Below are 23201 nucleotides of genomic sequence, written 5' to 3'. Positions count from 1 at the left end.
TCATCGCCACCTTATGGCGGTCATGAGCGACCGGTCCGCAGGCCTCGCCCCCTCCCGCGTCACGGCGGTGCTGGGGCCCACCAACACCGGCAAGACCCATCTGGCGGTCGAGCGGATGCTGGGTCACGCCTCGGGCATGATCGGCCTGCCGCTGCGGCTGCTGGCCCGCGAAATCTACGAGCGGATCGTCAGGCAGCGCGGCGCCGCCGCCGTCGCCCTGATCACGGGCGAGGAAAAGATCGTCCCGCCGCGCCCGCACTATTTCGTCTGCACCGTCGAGGCCATGCCGCTGGAGCGGTCGGTCGAATTCCTGGCCATCGACGAGATCCAGTTGGTCGCCGACCCCGAGCGCGGCCACGTCTTCACCCAGCGGCTACTGCACGCGCGCGGCCGGTTCGAGACCATGTTCCTGGGCGCCGGGACCATGGAGCCCCTGATCCGCCGTCTGGTCCCGGACGTCGAGATCGTGACCCGAGACCGGCTGTCGACCCTGTCCTACGCCGGGTCCAAGAAGCTGACCCGCCTGCCCCGCCGCAGCGCCATCGTCGCCTTCTCGACCGAGCGGGTCTACGCCATCGCCGAACTGATCCGCCGCCAGCGTGGCGGCGCCGCCGTGGTCATGGGCAGCCTCTCGCCCCGCACCCGCAACGCCCAGGTCGCCCTTTACCAGTCGGGCGAGGTGGACTTCCTGGTCGCCACCGACGCCATCGGCATGGGGCTGAACATGGACGTGGACCATGTCGCCTTCGCTGGCTTGCGAAAGTTCGACGGGCGGAGGACCCGCTGGCTGCACGCCCACGAGATCGGCCAGATCGCCGGCCGCGCCGGCCGCCATCTGCGCGACGGGACGTTCGGCGTCACGGCCGAGGCCGAGGATCTGGACGCCGATCTGGTGGAACAGGTGGTCGAGCACCGGTTCGATCCGGTCGAGGCGGCGGAATGGCGTAACGCCAGACTGGACTTCGACACCCTGCCCGACCTGCTGCGCTCCCTGACGGTCACACCCCAGCGCAGCGGCCTCAGCCTGACGGCCGAAGCCCTGGACGAGACCCTGCTGCGCCGCCTGATCAAGGACGAGGAAGTGGCCCGCATCGGCCGTTCGCGCGGCGCCGTCATGCGGCTGTGGGAAGCCTGCCAGCTGCCCGACTTCCAGAAGACGACGCTGGACGAGCACGCCCGCCTGGCCAGGGACGTCTTCCACGCCCTGACCGGCAAGCGGGGCCGGCTGACCGACGACTGGATGGCGCCGCGCTTCGCCTTCGTGGATCGCGACGACGGCCAGATCGACCAGCTGTCGGCCCGGCTTTCGGCCGTCCGCACCCTGTCCTACATCGCCAACCGCCCCGACTGGGTTCACGACGCGCAAGGCTGGCGCGACAAGACGCGGGCGCTGGAGGACCGGCTGTCCGACGTCCTGCACGAGCGGCTGACCGCCCGGTTCGTCGATCGCCGCACAACCGCCCTGATGCGGGCCCTGAACGTCCGCGAGGATACGTTCGCGGGCGTCGCCGACGACGGCGAGGTGACGGTCGAGGGCCAGGTGGTGGGCCAGTTGGACGGCGTCCGTTTTCAGATGGAGAAGGGCGCCTCCGCCCTGGAGGACCGCACCCTGCGCCAGGCCGCGGTCCGCGCCGTCACGCCCGAGATCAACCGCCGCCTGGGCCGTCTGGCCGCCGAGACCGACGAGGCCTTCGCCGTCACGCCGGACGGGGCCGTCCTGTGGCGCGGCGTCCTGACCGCCCAGATCCAGTCCACGCCGACCGGCGCCGATCCCTTCTCGCCCTCCGTCCGGCTGCTGGGCGAACTGGGTCCGACGCCCGCCCGCGAGCGCGCCAAGCGTCGGATCGAGGCCTGGCTGGCGTTCGAGGCCGGCCGCGCCCTGCGCGACCTGCGCCGCCTGCGTCAGGCGGTGGAGTCAGGGGCCCTGAAGGGTCTGCCCCGCGGGATCGCCTTCCGCCTGATCGAGGCCGGGGGCCTGATCGACCGTCGCGACGTCGAACGCGACCTGGCCGCCCTCAGCCAGGTCGAGCGGCGCACGCTGAAAAGCTTCGCCATCCGCGTCGGCGCCCATTCCGTCTGGCTGCCGGGCCTGCAGAAGCCCCGCGCCCGCCATTTCGCCCAGGCCTTCCTGGACGCCCCCCTGATCCCCGCGACGCCCGATCTGATCCCCGCGCCGCCCGAACCGCCCTCGCCCCGCCTGCTCTCGGCCCACGGCCTGCGCGCGGCTGGCCGCTGGCTGGCGCCCGTCGAGACCCTGGAGAAGATGGCCGATCTGCGCGCCGCCAATACCGCGGACCGCGGCCGCCTGTCCGACGCCGCCCTGATCGACCTGGGCTGGACCGCCGATCAGGCCAAACAGGTCATCGCCGCCCTGAGGACCGAACGCGCCCGCCAGCCCGACAAGCCCGGCGTCGCGCCCAGGCCGCCCAAGGATTCGCCCTTCGCCGCCCTGGCCGTCCTGACAGCGCCCCCGACGCCCCCGACGCGCGCCAAACGCCGTCGCCCGCGCAAGAAGGCGGCGGCGGTCTGAGGTACGGACTTCGTGGCGCGGTTCGAAACCGTGATGGCGGCCTTAGGGCAAACCCGCGCCCGACCGGCGCGACATCGCCGCTCGTCGCCAAGCCCTTACAATAAAGACGCCGGCCAAAGCGCCCGCCGCACCGGGCCAAACCTCCCCGATGACGGCGGAAAACGCCGAATACCAAGCGGACCAAGCATGATAGCCGGGATAGGCGTCCCTGGGCGTCAGAACGTCGTTCCACACAAACTGCAGGAACGCCCCGCCGCCAAAGCTCAGCGGAATGGCCAAGGCGATGAACGCCGCCCGTCGGGGCCAGGCCAGGCTACAGATCAAACAGACTGCAGCGATACAGACCTGTTGCCGCCACATCATCAGACTCAGCGAGTCGCCGACCGCATAATCTGTCATCCAGAACAGCGCCATGTAGGCGAGATAGGCGACAGCCGATGCGAGGATCACCGCCGCCATGAACGGTGTTTCCCGCGCGATCCGCCATCCCAGCGCCGCCCCTAGACATCCGGCCGACCATGACAGGGCCCGCCCCTCCTCCTGGATCGCCGCGAACTCGCCCTGCATCGCCGCCTTCCAGCCATTCCGGGAAGGCGGGGCGAGCTTCCCGGCAAGCTGCATCATGCCGCGCGATAAGAACAGCATCAGGTTCATGACAGTGATCTCCCCAGGATCGACGACGGCGAAGGCGCCATGGCCGCCCGCAAGGCGGCCCGGCCGGCTGCAGTGATCCGATAGGCGTGACGCGCGGGCCGCCCCGGCTTTTCTGGCTCTAGCCACTGGCTCTCCAACCAGTTGCGCTCGGCCAATCGAATAAGGATGGGGTAAAGACTGCCGGATTTCAGTCCGGTCGCATCCGCGACCTCAAGCCCATAGAACCAGGCGTCGGCTTGACGCGCCAATACCTCGAGCACGGCTATGGTCTGAGCGGAAGGGCGACGAGATCGGGTCATGCCAATAAGTCTACATATATAGAGCTTGATGGCAAGACTTTTTGCATGCTGAAGGCTTCAGGCTCAGAGCGCAGACTTGCAGGCGCCGCTCACGCAGCCGAATTCGTTTCGGCTGCGATTAAAAGTTCTGGCGCGTGGTCGCCTTTGCCGATTTGGAAGTTTCAGGTCCGCGATCGAAATGAGCGGAACAATGCGAGGAACAACCTTGGAATGAGCGAGACGGATTCGTCCTGCCGCATCGACATCTGGCTGTGGCGGGCGCGTTTCTTGAAGACGCGAAGCCTGGCCGCCGCCCTCGTCGAACGCGGCGCGGTGCGTTTGACGCATCAGGGGCGGGAGACCCGGCTGGACAAGCCCAGTCGCTGCGTCCGCCCCGGCGATCTGCTGACCTTCGTCCAGAACGGCCGGGTCACGACCCTGCGTGTGGAGGCGATGGGCGAAAGGCGCGGGCCGCCTGAAGAAGCCCGCGCCCTCTATTCCCTGATTATCGCGCCCTGAGGGCCAGGGGCCCGGCGCGAAAATCGCTTACTGCTTCAGGACGAACTCGCCCTCGATGTGCAGCTTCACCTCGTCGGACACGGCCGGCAGGGCGTAGTTGATGCCGAAGTCCGAGCGCTTGATGACAGCTTCCCCGTCGAAGCCGGCCTTGTAGGCGCCCATGGCGGTTCCGGCCTGGTTGAACTCGACCTCGATGGTCACGGGCTTGGTCACGCCGCGCAGGGTCAGATCGCCGACCACGGTCGCCTCGTTGGCGTCATTGGCGTCGACCGTCACGGAACGCGAGACGAAGGTCGCGGTCGGATGATTGGCGGTGTCGAAGAAGTCGGCGGTTTGCAGGTGGGCCTTCAGCTTGTCGTCGTTCGGGGCGACGTCGGTCAGCGGGATGGTGGCGGTCAGGGTGGAGGCCGAGGGATTGGCGACGTCCAGCTTCAGCTCGGCCTTCACGTTCACGAACTGGCCCGTGTAGGTCGAGAAGCCGAGGTGGTTCACCGACCAGGTGATCTTGCCGTGGCCGGAATCGAGGTCATAGGCGCCGGCGGTCACTTCCGACGGGGTCTTGGTCAGGGCGGCCTGGGCCACCACCGCGCCGCCGGCGGCGAGGCTGACGGCCAGGGCGCCGGCGAGGGCGTATTTCATGAAGGGGGTGCGCATGGGGAATGTTCCGGTTGAAGAGGATCGTTATATGCAATCAACACAGTTGCGATTAAGCCTGACTGTTGTCAAGTCGTGTCAGACCGCCTGCGAACGTCTCCCACCTTAAGCCGCGCTGTTGACAGTTGGTTGCGTGGCCGCCATGTCGCAGGCCTCCCACCCACAGTTTCGCCCCCGTTCGCCGCCCCATGACCTACATCGTCACCGACGCCTGCGTGAAATGTAAGTTCATGGACTGCGTCGAGGTCTGTCCGGTGGACTGCTTCTACGAGGGCGAAAACTTCCTGGTCATCGCCCCGGACGAGTGCATCGACTGCGGCGTGTGCGAGCCCGAATGCCCCGTCGACGCCATCGTGCCCGACACCGAGGACGAGCCGGACGGCAAGTGGCTGCAGGTCAACGCCGAATACGCCAAGGTCTGGCCCAATATCACCGTCAAGGGGACGCCCCCCGCCGACCGCGAACAATATGAGCGCGAGACGGGCAAGTACGAGAAATACTTCAGCCCCAAGCCCGGCAAGGGCTCCTGATTTCTCGACGACTTTCGGCGCCTCGCCCCGCCGAACGGCCAAGGTTGAACTGTCGCAAATCCACGTCCGCCCTGTGGACGTTTTGAAATTCCGCAAATTTGTGATAGGTTCTGTTTCATTGGATCGGGCGGTCCGCGAAATCTTCGCGCCGCCCGTGTTTGCGACAGAATCCCGCCCACAGACGGGATCGGCCAGAGGTTTGGTGATCCGTTTCCGCATTTGACGCCCAGCATCATCCCGACCGACGGAGAGATCCGGCGGCCGAGATCCTGTTTGCGTTTCCTGCGCCTTCGCGTCGCCCGGCCCTGACCGGGAAAGGACGAATATGACGAGCAAGACTGGTCTGGAGTTCAAGGTTGGCGACGCGGTCGTCTATCCGGCGCACGGCGTCGGCAAAGTCGCGGCGGTCGAGACTCAGGAAGTCGCGGGCATGTCGCTGGAAGTCTATGTCGTGACCTTCGACCACGAGAAGATGACCCTGCGCGTCCCGACCAAGAAGGCTGCGACGGCCGGCCTGCGTTCGCTGGCCGCCGACGACGTCGTGACCAAGGCCCTGACCACCCTGAAGGGCCGCGCCCGCATCAAGCGCACCATGTGGTCGCGTCGCGCCCAGGAATACGAGGCCAAGATCAACTCGGGCGACCTGATCTCCATCGCCGAAGTGGTCCGCGACCTGCACCGCGCCGACACCCAGCCGGAACAGTCCTATTCGGAGCGCCAGCTCTATGAATCGGCCCTGGACCGGATGGCGCGCGAAGTCGCCGCCGCCAACAAGATCGACAAGGACGCCGCCGTCGAACTGCTGGCCAAGTCGCTCAGCGCCAAGAAGCCGATCCCGACCGCCGAAGCCGCCTGAATACAGGTTGGGGCTTCCGCCTCGAACCAACGGAAAGGCCCCGGAACGATCCGGGGCCTTTTTGGTTTGACCGACATCAAGGCGCGCCTGCGGCTTCGACGTCCACATGGCCCTTGATCAGGAGCCGACCATGACCGACGCCGACCCCGCCGCCCCGCTGGGCTTTCATCACATCCGTCTGGAACTGGCGCGCGAGCCGCAGGCCCCGGCGGGCGATCCCGAGGCGGGCTATGATATTCTCGCGCCGCTGACGGCCGAGCGCCGCCTGGACGCCGCCGTCTGGCGAGAAGCGCCGGAAAAATGCCGGGTCCGCCGCTTTTCGCACGGCGCCACCCTGGCCTTCGGTCGGCTGCGTCACGCCGCCCCCGACCGCTGGTTCCTGGATTTCGAACCCGGCGACGCGGACGACGTCCACGGTTTCCGTCTGGCCGACGAACGCCTGGAGACCGGCGAATACGTCAGTCTCTCGACGGACGACCAGATGCACACCTATGTGGTCGCCCGCTCCGAACCCGTCTGAGGCTCAGAAATACTCCGCATCGGCCGGGCACTGGGCGCTGATGCGGCGCGCCGTGATGGTGGCGGGAATATAGGGGGTGCCGCGCAGCAGCTGGGCCCCGCCGCGGAAGCTGAAGCTGGTGTCCTCATAGGCGCCGGTCAGCCGCACATTGACCCGGCGGCCCTTCTTGTCCTGACACGTCCCCTCGAACCGCGCCCGGCCGTCCCCGACCACGCGGGTCGGATAAGTGCAGCGCCAGCGGTTGGTCGACAGACCGCCGAAGAAGCGGTTGATCTCGCTGGGCCGCACGCATTTCTGTTCGGTGTCGCGTTGGCCGAGCGCGCTGGTCGTATATTCCCAGTAGCCGGGCAGGACTTCGCTCTGGGCGGCCGTCTGGGCCGGGGCCAGGGCGGGGGCGGCCAGCAGGACGCCGCCGGCCATGACCGGAGCCAGCACGGCCCAGACCTTCGGGGACAGGGCGCGTTTGGACAGGCGATCAATCAGGGACGGGCGAGACATGGCGGCCTTCTGTTCAGCGTGGATCTTCATGATATGACCCATAGCGCGCGTCATTTGAATGACGCCTGAACGAAGTCGAGTCCCGGCCGACGCGCGACGGGCCTCGAAAGCCCAAGACTCGGCTTGACGCCGAACCTCCTCTTCCCTTATACGGCCTCCTCTCGCGCGGGCTGCTTCCCGCGCGTACTTGTTTCATGCGTCTTCTCCCTTGTTTCGGGCTGGACGCCGCACCTTAAGGATCTGACGATGTCGCGTCGTTGCGAACTCACCGGTATCGGCCCGATGGTCGGCCATAGCGTGAGCCACTCGAACATCAAGACCAAGCGCCGCTTCCTGCCGTCGCTCAAGACGGTCAAGGTCACCTCGGATTCCCTGGGTCAGACCTTCTCGCTGCGTATCTCGAACGCCGCGCTGCGCACCCTCGACTACAAGGGCGGCCTGGACGCCTTCATCGTCAAGGCCCGCGACGAGCAGCTGTCGATCGCCGCCCAGCGCATCAAGCGTCAGGTCCGCGCCAAGCTGGCCGAGCAAGCCGCCGCCGCCTGATCGGCGACCGCTGCATCTGTTTCTGGAAAAGGCCGGCGGCGACGCCGGCCTTTTTCTTTGCCCCCCGCCCCGGCCGACGGCTAGGCTTCGGCCGTATTCGGAGGGGATTCCATGACGATCGCGCGCACCCTGGCCTGCACGGCCGCCGGCCTCGCTCTGGCCGCCTGCGCCACGACCCCGCCGCCGCCCGCGACGCCGCGCGAGTCGACCGCCTTCACCCTCGCCACCGACCAGCCCCTGACGCCTGAACAGCAGGCGATGCGGTTCGACAAGGCCGACCTGTCGATCCGGGTCCTGCCCGAGGACCGGGCCATCGACGCCGTCGCGGTTCTGGACTTCACTGCCACGGCCCCGCTGCACCGGCTGGAGGTCGAACTGGACACCCTGCTGGCCATCTCCTCCGTCCAGATCGACGGGGTCGAGGTCGCCGCCGACCGCTGGTCCAATCCCGAAGGCCGTCTGACGGTCCAGTTGCCCCGCCCCCTGGCCGCCGGTCAGAGCGTCGCCCTGCGCGTCGCCTACGCCGGCCGGCCCCGCGTCGCGCCCCGCGCCCCCTGGGACGGCGGCTTCGTCTGGTCCACGGCCCCATCGGGCGAGCCCTGGATCGCCACCGCCGTCCAGGGCGAGGGCTGCGACATCTTCTGGCCCTGTATCGACAGCCCGCACGGCGAGCCGGGCCGGGTCGACCTGCACATCACCATCCCCTCGACCCTGTCGGCGCCGTCCAACGGACGGTTCCTGGGCAAGGTCGACCACGGCGACGGCTGGACCACCTGGAACTGGTCGGCGAAGAGCCCCAACACCTACGCCATCGCCCTGAATGTCGGCCCCTACGAGGAGGTCAGCGGCCAGTACGAAAGCCGGTTCGGCAATACGATCCCGATGAACTACTGGCATCTGAAGTCGGACGCGCCCGACAAGGTCCAGGCCCTGTTCGCCCAGTTTCCAAAGATGCTGGACTTCTTCGAGGCCAATGTCGGCCCCTTCCCCTTCGGCGACGAGAAGATGGGCGTGGTCGAGACCCCGCACCTGGGCATGGAGCACCAGACCATCAACGCCTATGGCAACGGCTACAAGATCGACGGGCGCGGCTATGACTGGCTGCTTCAGCACGAGTTCGCCCATGAATGGTTCGGCAACCAACTGACCAATCAGAACGCCGACGACATGTGGCTGCACGAGGGACTGGGCAGCTATATGCAGCCCCTCTACGCCCGCTGGCTGCTGGGCGACCGCTATATGCAGCGCGAACTGGCCAACCAGCGCGAGGGATTGATCAACAAGTTCCCGGTCGTCTCGGGCACGCCCAAGACCGAGGACGAGGTCTACAAGGGCGACGTCGGCCCGGGGAACGACATCTATTCCAAGGGCTCGCTGATCAGCCACTCGCTGCGGATGCTGATCGGGGACGTCGCCTTCCACCAGGCCCTGACCCGCCTGGTCTATGGAACCGATGATCCCCGGCCCGGCGCCTTCACGCCCCTGTACCGCTCGACGCTGGATTTCCTCCGGATCGTCAACCAGGTGACGGGCCAGGATTACGGCTGGTTCTTCCGCGGCTATCTCTACAACGCCGCCCTGCCGGTGTTGACCCGGACGCAAGACGGCGACGTGCTGCGGCTGGAATGGGCCAGCGGGAACGGCGAAACCTTCCCCATGCCGTTGGACGTCGAGATCGACGGCCGTGTCCAGACGATCGCCATGACCGACGGTCGCGGGCAGATCGCGGCCCCGGCCGGCGCCCACGTCCTGATCGATCCTCAGAACAAGGTGCTGCGCCAGATGGACGTGATCGACGCGCTGCAGGCCTATAAGGCGGAGCAGAAGGCGAAGACGCAGTAGCTCCTCACGCGCAATCTCCGTCATCGCTCCCAATCTCCGTCATCCTCGGGCTTGACCCGAGGATCGGATGATCTGCAGCTCATACAGAAGCGTTAGGCGCAGCCCGCCACTACGCCCGATCCTCGGGTCAAGCCCCGAGGATGACGGATGGGTGTTGGGAAAAACCCTAAGCCGGCGCCACCGTCACCGACTGCCGCACCATCTGGCACCGCTCCTGGGTCGTCAGGAAGGCGATGTCCGCCGCGTCGCGTCCGCAGGCGATCCGCACCAGACCCTCGACCGGCGCCAGCCGCGTCGCATCGACCAGCCACCAGCCGTTATCCAGCCAGACCTCGAAGATGGCGTGGAAGTCGGGCGGATTCAGCTGGTGTGCAAAGGCGCTGACCGCCCGCGCCGGAATGCCCGACGCCCGGCACAGCGTCATGCCCAGGTGGGTGAAGTCGCGGCACACCCCGGCCCGGTCGATGAAGGTGCGCGCCGCCGTGGTCTCGGTGTCCGACACCCCGTGCTCATAGTCCAGGTTCTCGGTGATCCAGTTCAGGATCGCCAGCACCCGCGCCCCGCCCGAGGTGTCGCCGAACTCCCGCGTGACGAACCGGCCGAACTGGTCCGAAGGGCAGTACCGGCTCGGCTGCAGATAGGGCAGGACCTCGGCCGGCAGTTCGCCCCAGTCATGCTGGGACACGCTGGGCGGCAGGCCCTTCAGCACCCCGTTCTCGACCACCGCCTCATAGGTCAGGGTCACTTCGCCCTCGACGTGGCAGCGCAGGGTCCGGGCCCCGAAATCGACGTCCTCGTCCTCATGGAACTCCACCGGCGGATCGAAGGTCAGGGTCTCTTCCAGGATGTCCTGGCCGGGCCAGTGGGCGACCTGGATCTTGTAGATGGCGTCCGTCGGCGGATCGAAACGATAGACGAGCTCGGCGCGGACGCGCAGTTTCATGAAGGGCTGCCAACTGGAAAGGGGAACCGTATCCCAACGCCATGGGACTGCGGCCGTTCCGTGTCCTGACCGTCCAGCGTGCGCATCGGCCCGCTCCTCCTACGGGACCCTGTGGCGGAAGGTCGCGGGGCGGCGTAAGAGGCCCGCCATGTCCGCTCTCGCCGCCCGCGTCTCCCCGCGCGCCTTCGCCCTGATCGTCCTGTTGATCGCCGCCTGCGTCCTGGGCCTGGCGCCCATCCTGGTGCGCCTGACCGAGACCGGTCCGGCGGCGGCGGGCTTCTGGCGGTTCGTCTTCGCCCTGCCCCTGCTGACCCTGCTGGCGTCGCGCGAGCCGGGCGGGATCGCCGCCCCGTCGAAATGGGCGCTGCTGGCCGGCCTGTTCTTCGCCCTGGACCTCAGCTTCTGGCACTACGGCATCGTCATGACCTCGGTCGCCAACGCCACGGTCCTGTGCAACCTGACGCCGGTCGTCGTCACCCTGTTCGGCTGGATCGTGCTGAAGGAGACGCCGCACCGGCTGTTCCTGCTGGCCCTGGCCCTGGCCATGGGCGGGGCCTTCGCCATGGCGGCGGGCGCCGACGGCGGACAGGGGACCAATCCGCCGCTGGGCGACATCTTCTCGCTGTCGGTGGCGGTCTGGTACTCGGGTTATTTCCTGGCGGTGAAGGCGGCGCGCGCCACGGCCGGCGCCATGCGCGTCACCTTCTGGGCCACCCTGCTGGGCGCGCCCCTGCTGCTGATCGTGGCCCTGGTCCTGGGCGAGGACATCATCCCCGCCAGCCTGTCCGGCTGGGCCGCCTGTCTGACCATGGGCGTCATGCACGTCTTCGGCCAGGGCGGCGTCGCCTGGGCCCTGGGCAAGCTGCCGGCCTCAATCACCGCCGTCACCATCCTGATCCAGCCGGTCGTCGCCGGCCTGCTCGGCTGGTGGATCTTCGGCGAGACCCTGACGCCCATACAGGCCCTGGGCGGCGCCCTGGTCCTGGGCGCCATCGTGCTGGCGCAGAGATCCCAGCGAACGAAGCCGACCGAAGGGCTCAAGCCGCGCGAAGCGCGGTAGCCCAAACAAAAACAGGCGCGGAAGCCTTGGCCCCCGCGCCTGTTCTCATGCCTTAATCGGCCGCTCGACTCAGAGGAGCTTGAGGTCGATCGCCGAAGTCTTGCCGCGCTGGTTTTCCAGCTCGTATTCGACCTTGGCGTTCTCATCGAGGCCCTGAAGGCCGGCCTTCTGAACGGCGGTGACGTGAACGAACACGTCAGAGCCGCCGCTGTCGGGCTGGATGAATCCATAGCCCTTGGTGGGGTTGAACCACTTGACCGTACCGGTCGCCATGTCTGCGTCTCCGTAAACGCGCTTTTCCAGGCGGATCCCCCTCAGGGTGACCCGACAGTCCATCTGGACAGCTCGTTCAGGCGAAGGAGCGAGACGCGGGTGTGGACCCCACGCAAAATCCGGACTGTGCTGTTGTTGTCACCCGGCTTTTCCGGTCGGTCAACAGCAAAGCGATTCGCGTCAGGGGCGATTCAACCTTAACGGCACAGGCCCCGCTCAGCCCCGTCGACATGCAGATGGTTCTCGTGGGCGGCGTTGTAGTCGGGCGTCAGCACGGTCGAGAACAGTCGGCACGCCCCGTCGCGCACCGCGTGCAGGAACCGCCCGCCCGGCTCGCCCGCCGGACCCTGGCCGCGCCAGTCCTTCAGCACGCTGACGGTCCGCCCGTCCTCCAGCCGCACCGCCGCCACGTCCAGGGCGTTGGCCCGCGCATGTTCGCTGGGCCGCTCCTGTTCGTCCTGCGAGCCATAGATGCGCCGGCATGAATAGGTTCCGTAGTTCTCGACCCGCGCCGGGGCCGAGCCCAGGATGCTGCGCGCCGCCGGCTGCAACACCTGACGGTCCCAGATGACATAGCGGACGGCCAGCGGGCACTGCATCACCACATCGGCCGGGGCCAGGGGCGTCACCGCCCCGCCGGTGATCCGCACCGCCCCGCGCACGACGCAGAAGCCGCCGTCGTCGCGATCCGCCGCCCGCTCGACCTCGATCCCCGCCTCACGCAGCACCTGCATACAGGCCTCGGTCGCCCCCTGGACCTCTTCCGGGGCCGCCGTCGGGGCGATGTCGAAGTCGGCCACCTTGGCCGCCGTCGCCCGGCCCAGCGGCTGGCTCAGGTCCAGCGGCTTCCACGGCAGGTCCTGCGGCGGCGCATAGGCGTTCAGCAGCGCGAAAGCCGCGCAGGCCAGCAGCCCGACCTCCCACAGCAGATTCCAGAAATCGGCGAAGTCGCGCTTCATGCAGCCCCAGCATGGACCGCCCATGGCCCCGCTGGCAAACGCCGCGAGGGGGCGAAGCGTTCACATCCGAGACGGAGCGCCCCCTTGAAACGACATCTTGATCACGATCCAGATTGCCCCCAGCAACTGAGTGCGTCATCAAAATACGCACCCTGGGTGAATTTTTTGCAACTCAGCGAACACCCTATTTCAAATCGCTCCTGTCCATGCAAAGCGTTGCAAAAGCGGGGGACGCGATGAAAATTCTCTATAAAGTTGTATTTACGATTGTGCTTTCTGCCACACCGGCCATAGCCGTTGCGCAGGACTGGTCTGGATCATCCATCGGATTGGACATCTCGGGCGCAGGCATGGTCCGCAGTAATGTTTCCGGCGTCGTCGTCCCCGGCCGCGCCACGGACTTCACCTATGCGGTAGCTTCACCTAATCGTTTGATCGACGTTGAACGGAGTTCGGACCCGAAAGCAGGCGCCGCCGTCAGCTATTCCCGCCTATGGGATCGCGGCGGCCTTGTGTGGGGACTGGAAGGCGAGATTGGATACGGGGGACGACACGAATTTCAAGTCGGTCCATATGAGGCCGGTGATATCATAGCGAACGGCCCTGGAACCGTAGGTTCCATCACGAAACAACTCGATACTCCAAGCGGCACGCTGAATTTGAACGCTGGCTTTACGCTAAAGGCCAGCGCCGGTTTAAAGATCGGCGACCGTGCGCTTGTATCTCTGTTCGCGGGCCCCACGATTGTACAAGCTGACGTAAAAACGACCCAATATTGGAACTACGACACACTCTATACGTCACTCCCTCCTGGCAGCGTTCATTTTCAATACAAGTATGACAATTTCTCGGAAACTAAATCCTCATCGAATAGCGAAACTTTATTTGGCGGCACAATAGGAATTGAAGGCCGTTATAAGGTCAGTGAACAATTGATGGTACGCGCCCAAAGCAGGGCTATAATTTACTCATCTATTGACATGGCCGTTGATGCAGGCGGCGGCGAAACTCGACTATCGATGGAGCCCAAAATGGTTTCGGGGTCGATTGGCCTTCTTTACCGTTTTTGATTGATGGGTTAGCGTATAGATAGGGTGCGGGGCGACACTGATTGAAGCCTCGTACCCAACACTGACATAGCGACACTCGAAGTGCGCCAAGTATCGCAGGCTGGCGCTGCTCCAAAGAGGGTCGGATTTGAGCGCCCCGCTTGCCCTCGCCCCCGTCCCGTCCCACTCTGATCGAATGGGAAAGAAAACAGACGCCTACGACGCCGAACTCGAACAGTTGCAGCTCGCTGTCGTGAAGACCCAGGCCTGGACCATCGAGCATGGGTTGCGGGTGGTCATCGTGCTGGAGGGGCGCGACACCGCCGGCAAGGACGGGGCCATCAAGCGGCTGACGGAATACATGTCCCCGCGCCAGACCCGCGTCGTCGCCCTGCCCAAGCCCAGCGACCGGGAAACCAGCCAGTGGTATTTCCAGCGCTACGTCCCGCATCTGCCGGCGGCGGGCGAGACCGTCATCTTCAACCGCTCCTGGTACAATCGCGCCGGGGTCGAGCCGGTGATGGGCTATTGCACCCCCGAGCAGTACGCCCAGTTCCTGACCGATGCGCCGCGGTTCGAGCGGATGCTGACCGACGACGGGATCATCCTGATCAAGTTCTGGCTCGACATCTCGCGCAAGGAACAGGCGAAACGGCTGAAGGAACGCCGCGTCGATCCGCTGAAACGGTTCAAGCTGTCGTCGCTGGACGCCGAGGCCGAGGCGCGGTTCGACGCCTATTCCGAGGCCCGCGACCGGATGCTGGACGAGACCGACCGCGCCTTCGCCCCCTGGACCATCATCGCCACCGACGACAAGAAGACCGCCCGGCTGAACCTGATCCGCCACATTCTGAAGATCCTCGACCACTGCGGCGAGGAGATCACGGCCCCGGACCCCGACATCGTCCTCGACGCCGACAAGGCCAAGGGCAGGCTGGCGCGCTGAGCCGCCCCCCTTCTCTTTCGTCATTCCGGGCGCAGCGCCGCGGAGGCCCGGAATGACGAAAAGGGTCTTTGCCCTCATAATGACGCTGGTCCCTCCGTATAGATTTCAACGCCCTGCTGCACGGCTGGGCCTTTCGACCTGACGCCCCTCCCGCGCGTGCTAGTCTCCTGGTCTTGCCGCCGTCGCCGGAGATTTCAGACGATTCAGACAATTTAGACTGTGTTTTTTCCTGAACGCCGCCGTCGCCGATTTCAGACTATTCAGACGATTCAGACTCTCTTTTTTCGTCCCGGCGTCTGAATCCGCCCCGGCAGGTGACGAACCGCCCTTCAGCCCCTACCTACAGCCCATGACCGTTCACGCCGCCCCGCCCCCCATCCTCGACGCCGCCGGCGTCGAGACCGACGAAGCCCTGTCGATCCTGAAGACGGCCCTGGCCGGCGCCGACGACGGCGAGCTGTTCCTGGAACGGTCCGAGAGCGAGAGCCTGGTGTTCGACGACGGCCGGCTGAAGTCCGCCGCCTATGACGCCACCGAGGGCTTCGGCCTGCGGGTCGTGGCGGGCGAGACCGCCGGCTACGCCCACGCCAACGAGATTTCCGCCGCCGCCCTGCGCCGCGCCGCCGACAGCGCGGCCCTGGCCAAGCAAGGCCACGCCGCCCGGGTCGCCGAGGGGCCGCGCGCCACCAATCAGCAGCTCTATGACGCCGTTGATCCCCTGGCCTCGCCCGCCTTCTCGGACAAGATCGCCCTGCTGGCCGAGATCGACGCCTGGGCCCGCGCCCGCGACCCGCGCGTGGTCCAGGTCTCGGCCTCACTGGTGGGCGAGCGCCGGGCCATCGAGATCCTGCGCGCCGACGAACGGGTGGTGCGCGACATCCGCCCCCTGGTCCGGCTGAACGTCTCCATCACCGTCGAACAGAACGGCAAGCGCGAGAGCGCCGGCGCCGGCGCCGGCGGCCGAGCCGGCTTCGAGGCCTGGGTCGCGCCCGAACGCTGGCAGGCCCAGGTGGACGAGGCCCTGCGCCAGGCCCTGGTCAACCTCGACGCCATCGACTGCCCGGCGGGCGAGATGGACGTGGTCCTGGGGGCCGGCTGGCCCGGCGTCCTGCTGCACGAGGCCATCGGCCACGGCTTCGAGGGCGACTTCCACCGCAAGGGCTCGTCGGTCTTCAACGGCATGATGGGCCAGCGCGTCGCCGCCCCCGGCGTCACCGTGGTGGACGACGGCTCCATCGCCGGCCGTCGCGGCTCCCTGTCGGTCGATGACGAGGGCACCCCCACCTCGCGCACCGTCCTGATCGAGGACGGGATCATGGTCGGCCTGATGCACGACCGGCTGTCGGCGCGTCAGCTGGGCGTGGCCGCCACCGGCAACGGCCGGCGCCAGTCCTTCGCCCACATGCCCATGCCGCGCATGACCAACACCTTCATGGAGGGCGGCAAGGACTCCAAGGCCGACATGATCGCCAATACCAAGCGCGGCCTCTACGCCGCCAACTTCTCGGGCGGCCAGGTGGACATCACCAACGGCAAGTTCGTCTTCCAGTGCAACGAGGCTTATCTGATCGAGGACGGGGTCATCACCGCACCCGTCCGCGGCGCCACCCTGATCGGCGACGGCGCCACGGCCCTGACGAAAATCCAGATGATCGGCGACGACTTCGCCTTCGACCCCGGCGTCGGCGTCTGCGGCAAGGCCGGTCAGGGCGTGCCCGTCGGCATCGGCCAGCCTTCGCTGAAGATGGGCGGCCTGACCGTCGGCGGCACGGCGGTCTGAGGAGGGCGGAACCCTAATCGCCGAGCGCGTGTTTCCTCGCCACACTGGAGAGGAAACACCATGCCCACCGAACGCACTGTCGAACACCCTGACGGCCGGGTCGAACGGATCACCGAGAACGATCCCGCCGCAGCCCCCGTCGTCGTCGAGAGCCGTCGCGGCGGCGGCCTGGGCGGCGTCGTCGCCCTGATCATCGGCCTGGCCCTGGTCGGGCTGATCGGCTGGTTCCTGATCAACATGAACCGCAACGACGCCGTCGAGTCGAACGCCATCGCCGGCGCCGCAGACAGCGTCGGCGGCGCGGCTGAGAACATCGGCGACGCCGCCCGCGACGCCGTCCCGGACCGCCAGGCCCCGGCCAACTGAAGACCACAGGCTCTCCGCCCCGCAGGGTGGAGAGCCTGTAACTATTACAGGCCTGTATACTTGCTAAGCCAAGTACAGTTTAATGAACGCTCTGTAATGATGTCGCCGATTTAATCCACCTTTCCGCCTTGTAACTGGAGAATAATGCGGCGGATCGGCACACCTCTCGCCAACAAACCGAGGGGAAGATCGATGACGAAGGCCTTACTTCTGGGCGGTACAGCCCTGCTCTTTACGGCGGGCGCCGCTTTCGCCGGCGACGAACCGCAGGTGGCCCAGGCGCCCGTGCCGACCGGACCGATCAGCCAGGCGCCCCTGGCCGACGCCGCCCAGCGCGGGGTGCTGGTCTTCACGCCCGCCTTCTTTCTCGCTCAACAGCCCAACACCGCACTCGACATGGTCAACCGGGTTCCCGGCTTCGACCTGGACGACGGCACCGGCGCGCGCGGCTTTGAGGGGGCGGTGGGCAATGTCCTGATCGGCAACGCCCGGCCGGCCTCCAAGAACGACACCGGCTCCAACGTGCTCAGCCGCACCCCGGCCCGGCAGGTCGAGCGGATCGAGCTGATCCGGGGCGGCGCGCCCGGCATCGACATGCAGGGGTTCTCGGTGGTGGTGAACGTCATCCTGAAGAAGGAGACCAGCCGCCAGTCGATCCTGACCTGGAACACCACCCAGTTCGAGGGATCGGGTCAGGACCTGTACGGCGGCAGCTACCAGTTCACGGCCCGCAGCGGCGACCGCAGCTGGGGCGTCACCCTGTCCGATGGCGTCAGCATGAGCGATTCCAACGGCCCCGGCCGCCTGATCCGCCGCGACGCCTCGGGCAATGTGCTGCGCGACGAGCTCACCGACACCGACGGCTACGGCGGCGGGAACTCGATCCGCGGGACCTACGCCGGCCCGCTCGCGGGCGGCAAGGTCGATCTGACCGCCCGCTACGGGATCAACGACTGGCAGGGCTACAACACCAGCCGATCCGCCACCGCCTTCCGCGAGAGCCTGGACAGCGAGGACAGCGACAGCGGCGAGTTCGGCGTGACATGGGAACGTCCCCTGAACGAGCATTTCAAGCTGGAAACCCGGCTGATGCACGAGTTCGGCAGCTGGGACGGGGTCTCGACCTACAACGTGCTGAACAACGGCGTGGACGCCCCCGAACAGGTCTTCGCCTATTCCGGCGAAAGGTCAGAGACCATCCTGCGCGCCCTGGTCCGCCACGAGCGCTCGCCGAAGCTGACGATCGAGACCGGCGGCGAGATCGCCTACAACATGCGCCAGGCCGATCAGGCCTATACCGAGGGCGGCGCGCCCATTCCCCTGCCCAGCGCCTCGGTCAAGGTCGAGGAGACGCGCGGCGAGGCCTTCTCCAAGGGAACCTGGCGGCTGCACCCCGACCTGACGCTGGAGGCCGGCCTGCGCCTGGAAGCCTCGACCATCAGCCAGTCCGGCGACGCCGACCAGGAGAAGAGCTTCTTCTTCGCCAAACCCCGCTTCATGGCCACCTGGACGCCGATGCCGAACAACCAGCTGCGCCTCCGCTTCGGACGCGAGCTGGGCCAGCTGGACTTCTCCGACTTCGCCGCCTCGGCCGACCTGGAAGAGGAGAACGTCTATGGCGGCAACGTCGATCTGGAGCCGGAGCAGCGCTGGATCTCGGAACTGACCTACGAACGCCGCTTCTGGGGCGAGGGCGTCGTCTCCATCGGCTATCGCCACGACGAGATCATCGACGCCATCGACCGGATCCCCCTGGCCGGCGGCCTGTCGGCGGTGGGCAATATCGGCGAGGGCACGCTGGACCGGCTGTCGCTGAACGTGACCCTGCCGCTGGACAAGCTGGGCGCGCCGGGCGCCCGCTTCACCTTCAAGAACGACTGGAACAAGACCGCCGTCACCGACCCGACGACGGGCGAAGAACGGCCCATCTCGGGGGTTCGAGCCACCCAGGCCAATATCGGCATCGAGCAGGACATCACGCGCTGGAAACTGCAGTGGGGCGTGAACTGGCTGCCCTATCTGGGCCAGCCCAACTATTCGCCCGACCAGGTCTCCAAATGGCGCGGCACGGACTATTTCGAGATGTTCGCCGAGTACAAGCCGAGCCCGACCCTGGCGATCCGCGCCCAGCTGAACCTGTGGGACGACTTCACGAACAGCCGGACGGTTTTCGCCGACCGCGAGACCCGCGCCGTGGCCTTCATCGAGGACAGCACGGTCGATCCCCGCACCTTCGTCTCGATCCGGGTCCGCAAGACCTTCTGAGGCGAAGGGCCAGCAAAAAGCCCCGGCGGATCGCTCCGCCGGGGCTTTTCCTTGTTTCAGGCGGTCGGGATCAGTGAACCCCGGCCATGCCCTTCTTCAGCAAGGGCGAGATCAGCAGCAGGAAGACGCCGACGCCGACGCCCGTCCAACCGATGGTGCCGAAGATCGACCCATAGGTCTGCAACGCCAGCGCGGGACTGGTGACAACCCCTGCGACCGTGTCGGTCGCCGTCGCCTTGGCGATCAGGCCGGCGACGATGTGGGCGACCGAGCTGGACAGGAACCAGATCCCCATCATCATGCCGACCACGCGCGCCACCGACAGTTTGGTGATCATCGACAGGCCGACCGGCGACAGGCACAGCTCGCCGATCGTGTGGAAGACATAGGTCAGGAACAGGAACAGCAGCGGCACCCGGAAGGCGTCATTAGCCTGGGTTCCCGCCGCCCAGGTCAGGACCAGGAAGCCCAGGCCCACGAAGACCAGGCCGAACGAGAACTTGACCGGTGTCGAGGGCTCAAGGTTCCGCTTCCCAAGCCAGACCCACAGGGCCGCGATGATCGGACCGCCGATGATGATGACGCCCGGATTGAACATCTGGGTGTAGCCGGCGTTGAACCAGTCGGGCATCTGGGTCGACTGGTCGGCGAACAGGGTCAGGGACGACCCGGCCTGTTCGAACAGGGCCCAGAACAGCACCGAGAAGAAGATCAGCAGCTGGGCGACCAGCATGCGGCTCCGTTCGGCGCCCTTCAGGCGGAAGACCGTATAGCCGACCACCGAGGCGAAGATGACGCCGGCGATCCAGGGCAAGCCCGTCTCGATGATCTCGTGGCGTTGCATCAGCAGCCAGGTCGGGATGACGGCGACCAGGCCGGCGATCCAGAAGAAGGGAACAAGGGGCACGCCCAGAATCGAACGTCCCTCGACCGGAACGGGCGGCGCGCCGCGACCCTCAAGCCAGGACTGGCCCAGGACGAAGGTCAGAAGCCCAAACAACATGCCGATGCCGGCCAGACCGAAGCCGTAAGCCCAGCCATAGTTGAAGCCGAGATAGGAACAGGCCGCCGTCGCCAGGAACGAACCCAGGTTGATGCCGACGTAGAAGATGGTGAAACCCCCGTCGCGACGGGGATCGTTCTCTTCATACAGGGCGCCGACGACGGTCGAGATGTTGGCTTTCAGGAAGCCCACGCCGACGATGATCAGGGCCAGGGCCAGGAACAGGACCGGCTCGCCGAGCGCCGTATCGCGCTCGGTTTCCAGCGTATATCCGCCTGTGGCGGTGAAGGCCGGGAAACCGGCCGCAGCGGCAGGAGCGGGCGTGGCGGCGGCGGCGGAGGGTTCGGCGCCGAGGGTGGAAACCCCTTCCGGCGTGATCGATATGGGCACGCGCTGGTCGCCGTTGACGGCGAACATCTGACGGTTCTGATCGCGGCCTTCGACCTGGATCTGATAGGTGGTGTCGCCGATGGTCAGGCTTTCACGACCGCCTGTGCCCTCGAACGCCATGGTGAAGTGGCCCATGACCAGCAGGACAGCGCCGATGATGACGGCTTTGCGCGATCCCAGATATTTGTCCGCGATCATGCCGCCGATGACCGGCATCAGATACACGAGAGCCGCATAGGCGGCGTAGATGCCCTGGGCCTCTGCCGGGCCGAACAGGAAATGCTGCGTCAGATACAGGACCAGCAGGGCCCGCATCCCGTAGAAGGAGAACCGTTCCCACATCTCGGTGAAGAACAGGATCACCAGCCCCCTCGGGTGCCCCAGGAAAGTCTTGCGAGGCGCCAGCGCCCCCCCATCCGTCGCTGTCAACGGCTCACTCCCAACTGCCGCGCCGCAACTGGGCGCGCGAAAGGCGCATACCCAGCACAGCAGGCAAATGCGAACAAGTGTTAAGGCTGTCGCGCCCCCTCCCTTCACTGTCGGACAAAGGCCACTTTGGCGCGGCTTCTGCACTGTGCGCCCTCGAGCAGCAGTCCCGGTTTCATTATGGGAAGGAGCGCCGATGTCCGTGCGACCCATCCGCAGATCCGACTACGAGGCCCTGAACAGGCTGCATCGTCAGGTCGGGTGGCCGGAGCGATCGCAGGCGGGGTGGCGCTGGCTGGAGGACAATCCGGCGCGCCGCGACATCGACGCGCCCTTCGGCTGGGTCGTCGCCGATCGGCGGGACGAACCGGTCGCCATGCTGGGCAATCTGATCCAGAGATTCTGCAAGGACGATGAAAGCCTGTACGCGGCGACGGGCTTTTCCATCATCGTGCCGCCGGAACGCACCGGCGCCAGCCGCTGTCTGATCAAGGCGATCCTGGCTCAGCCCGACCTGTTCGCCTGCTATACGCTGAACGCCAATCCCCGCGCAGCGCCGCTTTATCGGCTGTTCGGCCTCAAGCCGGGGCCGACGGAGACCCACGCCCTGAAACTGTCCTGGATGGTGGATCCGCTGACCTGTCTGAAGGGTCGACTGCTGCGGCGTCTGCTGGGCGGGATTTCGGCGGAGCAGGCCCGACGTCTCGGCGAGCCCCTGATGAACGCACGCCTGTTCCAGCCTCCACGCCTGCAATTGCCGGACGACGTCGTCGTGCTGCGCGATGTCAGGGAAAACTCGCCCTATGCCGACTTCTGGCGTGCGCTGACGGCCGAGGGGCGGCTGCTGGCGGACCGGGGCCCCGAGATCATGGCCTGGCGCCTGTCCGACCCGGACCAGACCTTGCCCCCCATACTGCTGGGGCGGATGCGCGACGGACGACTGGTGGGGACGGCGACGGCGATGATGACCAAGACCAGCCCGATCGAACCGCCGTGCCTCGACATCATCGACCTGACGGCGCTGAAGACGGACCCCGAAGCGATCGAAGTCCTGGCGGGCGTCCTGATCGACAATGCGCGGGCGCTGGGCGCGGCCAAGGTGCGGTTGCCGGTGACCAATCCGGACATCCTGGACCATCTGGGCGCCCTGACGCCCAAGGCGCGGCGTGAAGGGGGCTGGGGGCATTGTCACGCGCGCGTCGATGACCCGGTCCTGGCTGAAACCTGGGCGCCGACGCCGTTCGACGGCGACTACGCCGTCTGCGCCCGCCCCGTGCCTCAACCCCGCGCCCGGCGCGCGCCGGTCCGCGCCTCAGCGGTCCAGGGTCGGTTCTGGAAGGCCTGACCCCGACCGGCCGGCGGGAAAAATTCCGGCTTCAGGGACGCGCCTTCAGCGCGTCGCGAATCTCGACCAGCAGGGATTCGATCGGCGTGGGGGCCGAGGGCGCCGGATCGGGCTTGGCCGCCTCCTGGCGCCGCATGCTGTTGACACCCTTGACCACCAGGAAGACCACGAAGGCGACGATCAGGAACTGGATCACGGTGTTGGCGAAGGCGCCGTACTGAATCGCCACCTTCTCGACCGCCTCGGTCGCCGGGTTCTCGCGTCGCAGCACCCATTCCAGCTCGGAAAAGTCGATGCCGCCGGTCAACAGGCCGATGGGGGGCATGACGACCTGATCGACCAGGCTCTTGACGATGCCGTTGAAGGCCGCGCCGATGATCACCCCGACCGCCAGATCGACGACGTTCCCCTTGACCGCGAACTCGCGGAACTCGGACAGCAGGCTCATTCGCAAATTCTCTTGGCAGTCAGGACGTGGAGATTCAGGCGTCGCCGGACGCGTTCAGACGCTCGCGCAGTTCCTTGCCGCTCTTGAAGAAGGGCACGGCCTTGGCCGGCACCTCGACCGTCTCGCCGGTGCGCGGATTGCGACCCAGGCGCGCCGGACGGGACCGCACCGAAAAGGCGCCGAAGCCGCGCAACTCGACCCGGCCGCCCTCGGACAAGGCCCCGGTCATCTTGCCCAGGATGACATTCACCAGCCGCTCCACCTCCGCATGGGTCAGGTGGGTGTTCTCGGCCGCCAGCTTTTCGATCAGTTCAGACTTGATCATCAGGGCCCCTGCCAGCTCGCGATCGACAGGCCAGCGCTCGCCGACGATCCAGAAGCCGCACACTAACCCTCGCTCGCCGCGTGAAAAAGCCCTTATCCGCCAAGGAGGGGCGGCATTCGCATGATTTATGTCCGGTTCCGCTCATGCCGGTGCGCCAAAAAGAGAAAAGGGCGGCGGGATCGCTCCCGCCGCCCTC

The 23201-nt window shown here is 66.6% G+C and carries 24 protein-coding genes; 14 read left to right on the top strand and 10 right to left on the bottom strand.

Annotated elements, in window-relative coordinates; translation table 11 throughout:
* Positions 1-22 precede the first annotated feature (22 nt).
* Positions 23-2530 carry a helicase-related protein gene (locus AC07NC_RS15550; protein ID WP_494570062.1) on the top strand — a complete coding sequence of 836 codons (2508 nt, stop codon included), beginning with the start codon at positions 23-25 and terminating at the stop codon, positions 2528-2530.
* Between the two features lie 42 nt (positions 2531-2572).
* Here the strand turns inward: AC07NC_RS15550 and AC07NC_RS15545 are convergent, their stop codons facing one another.
* Both AC07NC_RS15545 and AC07NC_RS15540 read right to left on the bottom strand, forming a co-directional pair.
* A complete protein-coding gene (locus AC07NC_RS15545) occupies positions 2573-3184 on the bottom strand; it encodes a hypothetical protein (RefSeq protein ID WP_494570061.1) in 612 nt (203 codons plus the stop codon).
* Positions 3181-3483 (bottom strand): PadR family transcriptional regulator, encoded by a 303-nt coding sequence (locus AC07NC_RS15540; protein WP_154725811.1) that lies wholly within the window; start codon positions 3481-3483, stop codon positions 3181-3183. The genes AC07NC_RS15545 and AC07NC_RS15540 overlap by 4 nt, the downstream gene beginning before the upstream one ends.
* A gap of 210 nt (positions 3484-3693) precedes the next feature.
* On the opposite strand from AC07NC_RS15540, the gene AC07NC_RS15535 reads away from it, so the two are divergent.
* On the top strand, positions 3694-3981 hold the full coding sequence (locus AC07NC_RS15535; protein ID WP_494570060.1) for an RNA-binding S4 domain-containing protein: 288 nt from the start codon (positions 3694-3696) through the stop codon (positions 3979-3981).
* A 27-nt stretch (positions 3982-4008) separates the two neighbouring features.
* On the opposite strand, the gene AC07NC_RS15530 is transcribed toward AC07NC_RS15535, so the two are convergent.
* Positions 4009-4635 (bottom strand): YceI family protein, encoded by a 627-nt coding sequence (locus AC07NC_RS15530; protein WP_494570059.1) that lies wholly within the window; start codon positions 4633-4635, stop codon positions 4009-4011.
* A gap of 188 nt (positions 4636-4823) precedes the next feature.
* On the opposite strand from AC07NC_RS15530, the gene fdxA reads away from it, so the two are divergent.
* The 3 genes from fdxA (at position 4824) to AC07NC_RS15515 (ending at position 6541) form a co-directional block, all read left to right on the top strand.
* A complete protein-coding gene (fdxA, locus tag AC07NC_RS15525) occupies positions 4824-5165 on the top strand; it encodes a ferredoxin FdxA (RefSeq protein ID WP_017505910.1) in 342 nt (113 codons plus the stop codon).
* Between the two features lie 325 nt (positions 5166-5490).
* The gene (locus AC07NC_RS15520; RefSeq protein WP_008260268.1) at positions 5491-6021 is read left to right on the top strand and encodes a CarD family transcriptional regulator; all 531 of its coding nucleotides are present in this window, start codon (positions 5491-5493) and stop codon (positions 6019-6021) included.
* 130 nt (positions 6022-6151) lie between these two features.
* Positions 6152-6541: a hypothetical protein gene (locus AC07NC_RS15515; protein WP_040350188.1), complete on the top strand. Its 390-nt coding sequence runs from the start codon at positions 6152-6154 to the stop codon at positions 6539-6541.
* A gap of 3 nt (positions 6542-6544) precedes the next feature.
* Here the strand turns inward: AC07NC_RS15515 and AC07NC_RS15510 are convergent, their stop codons facing one another.
* Positions 6545-7069 (bottom strand): DUF3617 domain-containing protein, encoded by a 525-nt coding sequence (locus AC07NC_RS15510; protein WP_231492476.1) that lies wholly within the window; start codon positions 7067-7069, stop codon positions 6545-6547.
* A gap of 216 nt (positions 7070-7285) precedes the next feature.
* Here AC07NC_RS15510 and rpmB point away from each other — a divergent pair, with 216 nt between their 5' ends.
* Positions 7286-7585, top strand: coding sequence for a 50S ribosomal protein L28 (gene rpmB / locus AC07NC_RS15505; RefSeq protein ID WP_035306987.1), 300 nt, complete (start codon positions 7286-7288; stop codon positions 7583-7585).
* 111 nt (positions 7586-7696) lie between these two features.
* Entirely contained in the window at positions 7697-9427 is a 1731-nt protein-coding gene (locus AC07NC_RS15500; protein ID WP_494570058.1) for a M1 family metallopeptidase, read from the top strand.
* A 166-nt stretch (positions 9428-9593) separates the two neighbouring features.
* Here AC07NC_RS15500 and AC07NC_RS15495 read toward each other — a convergent pair whose 3' ends face one another.
* Positions 9594-10370 (bottom strand): transglutaminase-like domain-containing protein, encoded by a 777-nt coding sequence (locus AC07NC_RS15495; protein WP_494570057.1) that lies wholly within the window; start codon positions 10368-10370, stop codon positions 9594-9596.
* A gap of 148 nt (positions 10371-10518) precedes the next feature.
* On the opposite strand from AC07NC_RS15495, the gene AC07NC_RS15490 reads away from it, so the two are divergent.
* On the top strand, positions 10519-11430 hold the full coding sequence (locus AC07NC_RS15490; protein WP_444585073.1) for a DMT family transporter: 912 nt from the start codon (positions 10519-10521) through the stop codon (positions 11428-11430).
* A gap of 69 nt (positions 11431-11499) precedes the next feature.
* Here AC07NC_RS15490 and AC07NC_RS15485 read toward each other — a convergent pair whose 3' ends face one another.
* Complete coding sequence (locus tag AC07NC_RS15485; protein ID WP_008264090.1) at positions 11500-11703, bottom strand: cold-shock protein; 204 nt, start codon at positions 11701-11703, stop codon at positions 11500-11502.
* Between the two features lie 197 nt (positions 11704-11900).
* On the bottom strand, positions 11901-12662 hold the full coding sequence (locus AC07NC_RS15480; RefSeq protein ID WP_494570056.1) for an extensin-like domain-containing protein: 762 nt from the start codon (positions 12660-12662) through the stop codon (positions 11901-11903).
* Between the two features lie 236 nt (positions 12663-12898).
* Between AC07NC_RS15480 and AC07NC_RS15475 the strand changes: the two genes are divergently transcribed.
* From AC07NC_RS15475 to AC07NC_RS15455, 5 genes are all read left to right on the top strand, one after another.
* On the top strand, positions 12899-13732 hold the full coding sequence (locus tag AC07NC_RS15475) for a hypothetical protein (RefSeq protein ID WP_494570055.1): 834 nt from the start codon (positions 12899-12901) through the stop codon (positions 13730-13732).
* A 175-nt stretch (positions 13733-13907) separates the two neighbouring features.
* The gene (gene ppk2, locus AC07NC_RS15470; protein ID WP_494570054.1) at positions 13908-14657 is read left to right on the top strand and encodes a polyphosphate kinase 2; all 750 of its coding nucleotides are present in this window, start codon (positions 13908-13910) and stop codon (positions 14655-14657) included.
* A gap of 349 nt (positions 14658-15006) precedes the next feature.
* Positions 15007-16437: a metalloprotease TldD gene (gene tldD / locus AC07NC_RS15465; RefSeq protein ID WP_444585070.1), complete on the top strand. Its 1431-nt coding sequence runs from the start codon at positions 15007-15009 to the stop codon at positions 16435-16437.
* A gap of 60 nt (positions 16438-16497) precedes the next feature.
* On the top strand, positions 16498-16803 hold the full coding sequence (locus tag AC07NC_RS15460; RefSeq protein WP_492071576.1) for a hypothetical protein: 306 nt from the start codon (positions 16498-16500) through the stop codon (positions 16801-16803).
* Positions 16804-16995: 192 nt separating this feature from the next.
* Complete coding sequence (locus tag AC07NC_RS15455) at positions 16996-19068, top strand: TonB-dependent receptor plug domain-containing protein (RefSeq protein ID WP_494570053.1); 2073 nt, start codon at positions 16996-16998, stop codon at positions 19066-19068.
* Between the two features lie 70 nt (positions 19069-19138).
* Here AC07NC_RS15455 and AC07NC_RS15450 read toward each other — a convergent pair whose 3' ends face one another.
* Complete coding sequence (locus AC07NC_RS15450; protein ID WP_494570052.1) at positions 19139-20824, bottom strand: peptide MFS transporter; 1686 nt, start codon at positions 20822-20824, stop codon at positions 19139-19141.
* A gap of 259 nt (positions 20825-21083) precedes the next feature.
* Between AC07NC_RS15450 and AC07NC_RS15445 the strand changes: the two genes are divergently transcribed.
* The gene (locus AC07NC_RS15445; RefSeq protein WP_494570051.1) at positions 21084-22232 is read left to right on the top strand and encodes a GNAT family protein; all 1149 of its coding nucleotides are present in this window, start codon (positions 21084-21086) and stop codon (positions 22230-22232) included.
* Between the two features lie 31 nt (positions 22233-22263).
* On the opposite strand, the gene mscL is transcribed toward AC07NC_RS15445, so the two are convergent.
* Positions 22264-22680: a large-conductance mechanosensitive channel protein MscL gene (mscL, locus tag AC07NC_RS15440; RefSeq protein ID WP_008263083.1), complete on the bottom strand. Its 417-nt coding sequence runs from the start codon at positions 22678-22680 to the stop codon at positions 22264-22266.
* Positions 22681-22714: 34 nt separating this feature from the next.
* Complete coding sequence (locus AC07NC_RS15435) at positions 22715-23005, bottom strand: integration host factor subunit beta (RefSeq protein WP_035307045.1); 291 nt, start codon at positions 23003-23005, stop codon at positions 22715-22717.
* Positions 23006-23201: the final 196 nt, after the last annotated feature.

This window comes from Brevundimonas sp. GW821-FHT10A07, assembly GCF_059415785.1.
This window is presented reverse-complemented; position numbering and strand designations above follow the sequence as displayed.

Excerpts from the sequence above, each read along its gene's own strand:
- AC07NC_RS15550 (WP_494570062.1), top strand. The coding sequence starts at position 23 with ATGAGCGACCGGTCCGCAGGCCTCGCCCCCTCCCGCGTCACGGCGGTG.
- AC07NC_RS15540 (WP_154725811.1), bottom strand. The coding sequence starts at position 3,483 with ATGACCCGATCTCGTCGCCCTTCCGCTCAGACCATAGCCGTGCTCGAG.
- AC07NC_RS15530 (WP_494570059.1), bottom strand. The coding sequence starts at position 4,635 with ATGCGCACCCCCTTCATGAAATACGCCCTCGCCGGCGCCCTGGCCGTC.
- AC07NC_RS15475 (WP_494570055.1), top strand. The coding sequence starts at position 12,899 with ATGAAAATTCTCTATAAAGTTGTATTTACGATTGTGCTTTCTGCCACA.
- AC07NC_RS15495 (WP_494570057.1), bottom strand. The coding sequence starts at position 10,370 with ATGAAACTGCGCGTCCGCGCCGAGCTCGTCTATCGTTTCGATCCGCCG.
- AC07NC_RS15445 (WP_494570051.1), top strand. The coding sequence starts at position 21,084 with ATGTCCGTGCGACCCATCCGCAGATCCGACTACGAGGCCCTGAACAGG.
- AC07NC_RS15500 (WP_494570058.1), top strand. The coding sequence starts at position 7,697 with ATGACGATCGCGCGCACCCTGGCCTGCACGGCCGCCGGCCTCGCTCTG.
- AC07NC_RS15515 (WP_040350188.1), top strand. The coding sequence starts at position 6,152 with ATGACCGACGCCGACCCCGCCGCCCCGCTGGGCTTTCATCACATCCGT.
- AC07NC_RS15460 (WP_492071576.1), top strand. The coding sequence starts at position 16,498 with ATGCCCACCGAACGCACTGTCGAACACCCTGACGGCCGGGTCGAACGG.
- AC07NC_RS15520 (WP_008260268.1), top strand. The coding sequence starts at position 5,491 with ATGACGAGCAAGACTGGTCTGGAGTTCAAGGTTGGCGACGCGGTCGTC.
- rpmB (WP_035306987.1), top strand. The coding sequence starts at position 7,286 with ATGTCGCGTCGTTGCGAACTCACCGGTATCGGCCCGATGGTCGGCCAT.
- AC07NC_RS15510 (WP_231492476.1), bottom strand. The coding sequence starts at position 7,069 with ATGAAGATCCACGCTGAACAGAAGGCCGCCATGTCTCGCCCGTCCCTG.
- tldD (WP_444585070.1), top strand. The coding sequence starts at position 15,007 with ATGACCGTTCACGCCGCCCCGCCCCCCATCCTCGACGCCGCCGGCGTC.
- mscL (WP_008263083.1), bottom strand. The coding sequence starts at position 22,680 with ATGAGCCTGCTGTCCGAGTTCCGCGAGTTCGCGGTCAAGGGGAACGTC.
- AC07NC_RS15455 (WP_494570053.1), top strand. The coding sequence starts at position 16,996 with ATGACGAAGGCCTTACTTCTGGGCGGTACAGCCCTGCTCTTTACGGCG.
- fdxA (WP_017505910.1), top strand. The coding sequence starts at position 4,824 with ATGACCTACATCGTCACCGACGCCTGCGTGAAATGTAAGTTCATGGAC.
- AC07NC_RS15490 (WP_444585073.1), top strand. The coding sequence starts at position 10,519 with ATGTCCGCTCTCGCCGCCCGCGTCTCCCCGCGCGCCTTCGCCCTGATC.
- AC07NC_RS15545 (WP_494570061.1), bottom strand. The coding sequence starts at position 3,184 with ATGAACCTGATGCTGTTCTTATCGCGCGGCATGATGCAGCTTGCCGGG.
- AC07NC_RS15535 (WP_494570060.1), top strand. The coding sequence starts at position 3,694 with ATGAGCGAGACGGATTCGTCCTGCCGCATCGACATCTGGCTGTGGCGG.
- AC07NC_RS15480 (WP_494570056.1), bottom strand. The coding sequence starts at position 12,662 with ATGAAGCGCGACTTCGCCGATTTCTGGAATCTGCTGTGGGAGGTCGGG.
- AC07NC_RS15485 (WP_008264090.1), bottom strand. The coding sequence starts at position 11,703 with ATGGCGACCGGTACGGTCAAGTGGTTCAACCCCACCAAGGGCTATGGA.
- ppk2 (WP_494570054.1), top strand. The coding sequence starts at position 13,908 with ATGGGAAAGAAAACAGACGCCTACGACGCCGAACTCGAACAGTTGCAG.
- AC07NC_RS15435 (WP_035307045.1), bottom strand. The coding sequence starts at position 23,005 with ATGATCAAGTCTGAACTGATCGAAAAGCTGGCGGCCGAGAACACCCAC.